Here is a 4,596-nt window from a genome sequence, read left to right as displayed (position 1 = left end):
TGTTGAGCGCTAGTCTGGTGGGCTCGGAGATGTGTATAAGTGACAGCCTTAGCGTCGGACTAGCGGTGCTAGTTAAAGACCTTCGGAGGGTGTCGATCATGTCCGGTTCATCCAAGCTGCCTCCCTTCGATCCCGCCGATCCCCTCGGCCTGGACGACTTGCTGGAGCCGGAGGATCTCGGGATCAGGGACACCGTGCGGTCCTGGGCCGCGGACCGGGTGCTGCCCCATGTCGCCGAGTGGTACGAGAAGGGGGAGCTGCCCGGGATCCGGGAGCTGGCCAAGGAGCTCGGCGGCATCGGCGCCCTCGGCATGTCACTCGACGGGTACGGCTGCGCCGGTGCGTCCGCCGTGCAGTACGGGCTGGCCTGCCTGGAGCTGGAGGCCGCCGACTCCGGCATCCGTTCCCTGGTCTCCGTGCAGGGCTCCCTCGCCATGTACGCCATCCACCGCTTCGGCAGTGAGGAGCAGAAGCAGCAGTGGCTGCCGCGGATGGCCGCCGGCGAGGTGATCGGCTGCTTCGGGCTCACCGAGCCCGACCACGGCTCCGACCCCGCCTCCCTGCGCACGTACGCCAAGCGTGACGGCTCCGACTGGATCCTCAACGGCCGCAAGATGTGGATCACCAACGGGTCGGTCGCCGGCGTCGCCGTCGTATGGGCGCAGACCGAGGAGGGGATGCGCGGCTTCGCGGTGCCCACCGACAGCGGCGGGTTCTCCGCTCCCGAGATCAAGCACAAGTGGTCCCTCAGGGCCTCGGTCACCAGCGAGCTCGTCCTCGACGACGTGCGGCTGCCCGCCGACGCCGTCCTTCCCGAGGTCACCGGCCTGCGCGGACCCCTCAGCTGTCTGTCCCACGCCCGGTACGGCATCGTCTGGGGAGCCATGGGCGCGGCCCGCAGCAGTTTCGAGGCAGCGGTCGACTACGCGAAGTCACGGGAGCAGTTCGGTCGGCCCATCGGCGGCTTCCAGCTCACCCAGGCCAAACTCGCCGACATGGCGGTCGAACTGCACAAGGGGATTCTGCTCGCCCATCACCTGGGGCGGCGTATGGACGCCGGCCGGCTGCGCCCCGAGCAGGTCAGCTTCGGCAAGCTCAACAACGTCCGGGAAGCGATCGAGATCTGCCGCACGGCCCGGACCATTCTCGGTGCCAACGGGATCTCGCTCGAATATCCCGTGATGCGGCACGCGACCAATCTCGAGTCGGTGCTCACCTATGAGGGCACCGTCGAGATGCACCAGCTCGTGCTGGGCAAGGCGCTCACCGGACTCGATGCCTTCCGGTAGGCCGGTCCGGTAACCCTGCGCGGGGGCAGGGCCGGTGAGCGGCCCTGCCTCAGCTCTGATTGAAGAATCCGTCCGTACGGTGCCCGGCCGGGTCGCCGTTGACGATCTCCGTGTTGGCGGGAGTCAGCAGGAACACGCGGGTCGACACTCTCTCGATCGAACCGCGCAGGCCGAAGATCAGTCCGGCCGCGAAGTCGACCACGCGCTTGGCGTCGGACGCCTCCATGGCCGTGAGGTTCATGATGACCGGCACGCCCTCGCGGAACAGTTCGCCGATGGCGCGCGCGTCCCGGAAGCTGTCCGGGGTCACCGTGCCGATGCGGCGCCCCTTCTCCTCGGCGACGTCCGAGGCCACCTTGACCCGCGGATCGGTGACCCAGGCCTCCCCGGGCTCGTTCCCGTCGGAGTAGTCGTCGTCGTCGTAGTAACGCTCGTCTTCGTTGTCGTCGACGAGGCCAAGCCAGGCACTTGCCTTGCGTACCGATCCCATGGACGCCTCCTCTCACAGCGGTCTTTCTGCTTTCCGCATCCCTATGGTCGTCCATGATGCGGATGGCGCGCCAAGTGGATAGACGCCGCACGGGGGGTTTGTGACGGTACTGGTGCACAGCGAATCCGTCGAGAGTCCGTGTGTCCCAAGGGCCGTTTCCCAAACGGCTGCTGACTGTGAGTGAAATATGATTCTTCTCGGCGTACGGGTGACGCCGGGGCGTACGGGTGAATGCCGGGGTCGATACGATGCCGCAGCTCAACGTCGTCACAAACCTCGGGGGAGCGTTGTGTTCGGAATCGTCAGGCCCTGCAGGCACCGGCTCGGGGAGAAGCTCGCGAGCCAGTGGATGGCGCATTTGTGCGGGCTCTGCCTTGCGCTGCGCGGTGACCACGGGCAGTTCGCCCGGATAGTCACGAATTACGACGGGCTGCTCCTCTCGGTTTTGACGGAGGCTCAGTCGCAGAGCGAGGGGACCGGCCGGCGTACGGCGGGACCGTGCCCGCTGCGCGGCATGCGCACCGCCTCCGTGGCGCACGGCGAGGGGGCCCGGCTCGCGGCGGCCGTGTCCCTGGTGCTGGCCTCGGCGAAGATCCGCGACCACGTCACGGACGGTGACGGGCTGCTGGCCCGCAGGCCGGTGGCGGTTGCGGCGCGCCGGGTTGCCGCGAGCTGGGACACGGCAGGGGCCCGGACCGGCACCGTTGTGGGATTCGACACCGCGCTCCTGGTCGACGCCGTGGACCGGCAGACCGGGATCGAGGCGCTGGCCGGGCCGGGGACGCCGCTCCTGGCGGTCACCGAACCGACCGAGACCGCGACCGCCGCGGCCTTCGCGCACACGGCGGTTCTCGCCGGCCGGCCGCACAACGCCGGGCCGCTCGCCGAGGCCGGACGGCTCTTCGGACGCCTCGCGCACCTGCTGGACGCCGTGGAGGACCTGCACACCGACGCCGCGTCAGGCGCCTGGAACCCGATCGCCGCGACCGGCACTCCGCCGGCGGAGGTCCGGCGGCTCGCCGACGACGCGGTGCAGGGGGTGCGGCTGGCGCTGCGCGAGGCCGAGTTCACCGATGCCCAGCTCGTACATCTGCTGCTCGTGCACGAACTGCGGCGCTCGGTGGACCGGGCGTTCGGCACGGTGCCGGTGTGCGCCTCCCACCAGGGCGGCGGACCCTACGGACAGCAGGGGCCCCAGGGGCAGCCGCCGCCCTGGTGGGAGGCGCGTACGGCGGTGGCGGGTTCGGTGGTCCGGGGTTCGGTGGTGGCGCGCCGATACCCCAGCCGCCCCGCCGACGTGGGTTCTGGGCCGGCTGCGGGATGTTCTGGCTCCTGTGCTGCACCTGCAAGCTGTGCTGCGCCAAGGAGTACGAGGGGCCGTGGTCCCGTAAGAAGCGCGAGGGTGTCTGCCGGGACTGCGACTGCGACGGGTGCGACTGCTGCTGCCCCTGCGACGGCTGACCCGGCCACGCCGTACGGCCCGCACGACGCTCCAGGATGGACGCTCCAGGGTGATGGTGAGGGCCCGGAATCCGGCCGCGGTGCGGCTTCGTGAGGGTCCATCAAAGGTTGAAGTCCGAAAGGCACTCTTGCGCCGACCGGCCGTTCGGCCGAATACTCCCCCTCAGCGCTTGTCAGGGGCACGGCGTGTTCGGAATCCGAACCGCCGGTCCCGGGCTGCGCCTCACGGGCCCGAAACCCCACGAGGGCCCCCTACTTCCTTTGTGGAGGAACGAAAAGTGAGGATCAAGCGCACCACCCCCCGCAGTGGCATTTCGAGACGGACCCGGCTGATCGCCGTTTCCACCGGCCTCGTTGCCGCCGCAGCGATCGCGATCCCCAGCGCGAACGCCTCCGACGCCCCCACCACCTTCAGCGCCGCCGAGCTCAAGAGCGCCAGCGGCTCGCTGCTGAAGGCCGACATCCCGGGCACCGCCTGGGCCGTCGACAGCAAGACCAACCGTGTGCTCCTGACCGTGGACAGCACGGTCACCCAGGCCGAGATAGCGAAGATCAAGCAGCAGGCCGGCGGTAACGCCGACGCGCTCACGATCAAGCGCACCCCCGGCAAGTTCAACAAGCTCATCCAGGGCGGCGACGCCATCTATGCGAGTAGCTGGCGCTGCTCCCTCGGCTTCAACGTCCGCAACAGCAGCGGGCAGCAGTTCTTCCTGACGGCCGGTCACTGCACCGACGGCGCGGGCACCTGGTACTCCAACTCCGGCCGCACCACCGTCATCGGCTCGACCGCCGGCTCCAGCTTCCCCGGCAACGACTACGGCCTCGTGCGCTACAGCGGGTCCGTCAGCCGTCCCGGTACCGCCAACGGCGTGGACATCACGCGTGCGGCCACCCCGAGCGTGGGCACCACCGTCATCCGTGACGGCTCCACGACCGGTACGCGCAGCGGCCGCGTCACCGCCCTCAACGCCACCGTCAACTACGGCGGCGGCGACATCGTCTCCGGCCTGATCCAGACCACCGTCTGCGCCGAGCCCGGTGACTCCGGCGGTTCGCTCTACGGCAGCAACGGTGTCGCCTACGGCCTGACCTCCGGCGGCAGCGGCAACTGCTCCTCCGGCGGCACGACGTTCTTCCAGCCCGTCACGGAGGCCCTGAGCGCCTACGGCGTCAGCGTCTACTAGGCCCCCGGCGGCAGTTCGCAGCACTTCACGGCCCCCGCACGCCACCTTGAGTTCTAGTAGTCGTCGCAACACCCCAGCTCAGGGGATGCGATGGACTTCGAGGTCCGCAAGGTCAGACATGGAGGGGGCGGTCGTCGCCTGACTCGTGAGCGGGAGGTATATCTCCAGCTCA

At 69.3% G+C, this 4,596-nt stretch carries 3 protein-coding genes and 1 pseudogene; 3 read left to right on the top strand and 1 reads right to left on the bottom strand.

The genetic code is table 11. The features are described from left to right. Window positions 1-98 precede the first annotated feature (98 nt). Entirely contained in the window at window positions 99-1,289 is a 1,191-nt protein-coding gene (locus C1J00_RS38495; protein ID WP_102913535.1) for an acyl-CoA dehydrogenase family protein, read from the top strand. Between the two features lie 49 nt (window positions 1,290-1,338). Here C1J00_RS38495 and C1J00_RS38490 read toward each other — a convergent pair whose 3' ends face one another. Beyond that, entirely contained in the window at window positions 1,339-1,779 is a 441-nt protein-coding gene (locus tag C1J00_RS38490) for a cell division protein SepF (RefSeq protein WP_030850887.1), read from the bottom strand. A 289-nt stretch (window positions 1,780-2,068) separates the two neighbouring features. On the opposite strand from C1J00_RS38490, the pseudogene C1J00_RS38485 reads away from it, so the two are divergent. Next, window positions 2,069-3,240, top strand: a pseudogene (locus C1J00_RS38485) (DUF5685 family protein). Window positions 3,241-3,518: 278 nt separating this feature from the next. Beyond that, on the top strand, window positions 3,519-4,424 hold the full coding sequence (locus tag C1J00_RS38480) for a S1 family peptidase (protein ID WP_102913534.1): 906 nt from the start codon (window positions 3,519-3,521) through the stop codon (window positions 4,422-4,424). The last annotated feature ends 172 nt before the right edge of the window (window positions 4,425-4,596 follow it).

Source organism: Streptomyces cahuitamycinicus (genome assembly GCF_002891435.1).
Taxonomy (GTDB): Bacteria; Actinomycetota; Actinomycetes; order Streptomycetales; family Streptomycetaceae; genus Streptomyces; species Streptomyces cahuitamycinicus.
This window is presented reverse-complemented; position numbering and strand designations above follow the sequence as displayed.